This is a genomic window from Leisingera sp. F5 (assembly GCF_001593695.1).
This window is the reverse complement of the sequence record NZ_LUKH01001130.1, coordinates 1-1247: the sequence shown is the minus strand read 5'-3', so window position 1 is coordinate 1247 and position 1247 is coordinate 1. Positions and strand designations below refer to the sequence as shown.

The 1247-nt window shown below is 59.4% G+C and carries 1 protein-coding gene and 1 pseudogene; one reads left to right on the top strand and one right to left on the bottom strand.

Going from position 1 to position 1247, the window contains the following annotated elements; translation table 11 throughout:
- Nucleotides 1-539: ABC transporter substrate-binding protein (locus tag A2I95_RS39500; protein WP_291737811.1), on the top strand; the 539-nt coding region annotated here is incomplete at its 5' end.
- A gap of 78 nt (nucleotides 540-617) precedes the next feature.
- Here A2I95_RS39500 and A2I95_RS39495 read toward each other — a convergent pair.
- A pseudogene (locus tag A2I95_RS39495) lies at nucleotides 618-1247 on the bottom strand (aconitate hydratase); the annotation flags it as partial.

Genomic DNA, 1247 nt, shown 5'->3' with positions numbered 1-1247 from the left:
GCTTAGCACAGGCTGAATCCGGGGAGGCCGACGGCATCCTTCCGTTGTTTAAATCCACCGCGCGCGCTTCCTATCTGGCCTTCACTGAGCCGACCTTTCTGCAGACCAACACATTCTGGTACAACCGCGAGCGCTATCCGCAAGGGCTGGATCTTGACGAAGGATATGCGCGGATTTCCCGGCTGCGGCTGGGGATGGTGAACGGCAGCGTGATTGATCAGGAGATGGAACGCGCCTTTGAAAACAACAACCGGATCGTTCGCGGCGGCGATGTGGAAGGCCTGATGCAAATGCTGCTGTATGGTCAGCTTGACCTGGTCGCAATTGATGACGCGGTCGGGCGCTACCACGTCGTGCAAAACGGCTGGCAGGACAGAATTGCGTCTGTTGCCACTCCGATTTCCAGCACCTATTCGCACTTTGGCCTGTCGCGGAGTGCTGGCGCAGATGCCTATTTGGACGTGTTCAACCGGGCGATTTCCGAACTGCAGGCAGACGGCACGATTGCTGAGATCCTGAGCAGCGCAATCGCTCCGTAGCCGGGACGGTCTGCAGCCCCCTGACATAAAAAGGGCGCCCGGCGGGGCGCCCTTTCACATTTTCGCTTAACTGTTGTCTTACGATTTGGCCAGGTTCCGCAGCACATAGTGCAGCACGCCGCCATGTTCGATGTATTCAATCTCGGGTGCGGTATCGATACGGCACTTCAGTGTGATCTCTTTCACAGAACCGTCCGCCATGGTGATTGCGCAGGGCACTTCCTGCAGCGGCTGGATGGTGTCCAGCCCGCTGATCGACACGGTTTCCTCACCGGTCAAGCCCAGCGATTTGCGGCTGTCGCCGCCGGTGAATTCAAACGGGATCACACCCATGCCAACCAGGTTGGACCGGTGGATACGCTCAAAGCTTTCAGCGATCACAGCCTTGACGCCCAAGAGCGCGGTGCCTTTGGCCGCCCAGTCGCGCGAGGAGCCCGCGCCGTACTGTTCGCCGCCGAACACCACCAGCGGTGTGCCTGCTTCCTGATGCGCCATCGAGGCATCAAAGATCGAGGTCTGTTCGCCATCGGGGCCTTTGGTATAGCCACCCTCAACGCCGTCCAGCATCTCGTTCTTGATGCGGATGTTGGCAAAGGTGCCGCGCATCATGATCTCGTGGTTGCCGCGGCGCGAACCGTAGGAGTTGAACTCACGCGGCTGTACCTGACGTTCCAGCAGATACTGGCCTGCGGGCGTGGTGGTTGCGAA